At 54.5% G+C, this 468-nt stretch carries 1 pseudogene; it reads left to right on the top strand.

The window, feature by feature from the left end:
- Nucleotides 1–468: pseudogene (locus MB824_RS03445) on the top strand (zonular occludens toxin family protein); the annotation flags it as partial.

The raw sequence follows: 468 nt of genomic DNA, 5'->3' as shown, positions 1-468 counted from the left end.
TGCAGACGCTAAAAACAGCATCTACTGGCTGAAAAAAGACGCATTCGGCATGTATAAAAGCGCCGAAGAACACACCAAACTCAAAGGATCCTTAAGCTCGTGGATTTGGGTAATGCCCTTGGCAATCGGCTTTGTTGCCTATAACGCCTACAAGCTCAACAACAGCTATCAGGCCAGATTGCAGCCGCAGCAGGCGCAGGAAGCCCAGCCAGAAGCCGGACAAGGGCAAACCCAAGGCCAACAGCCAAACGCCCCGCAAAACGCATCAGGCGGCGTTTACGGCCAACAACAACATATGCAGCAGATGCCCGCCCAAGATCCGAACCGTCCATTAAGCGCATCCGACTACATTCCCAGCATCGACGGCCAGCCGTGGACGGCACCCATCTACAACAGCCATAACCGCAACATCCAAACCATGCCTTACCCCGCCGCCTGCGTCAAAAGCGGCAACAAATGCACCTGCTA

The sequence above is a fragment of the Kingella pumchi genome (assembly GCF_022288825.1).
In the GTDB taxonomy this organism is placed as follows: domain Bacteria; phylum Pseudomonadota; class Gammaproteobacteria; order Burkholderiales; family Neisseriaceae; genus Kingella_D; species Kingella_D pumchi.
The sequence above is the reverse complement of the archived record's forward strand: the minus strand, read 5'-3'. Positions and strand labels throughout refer to the sequence as shown.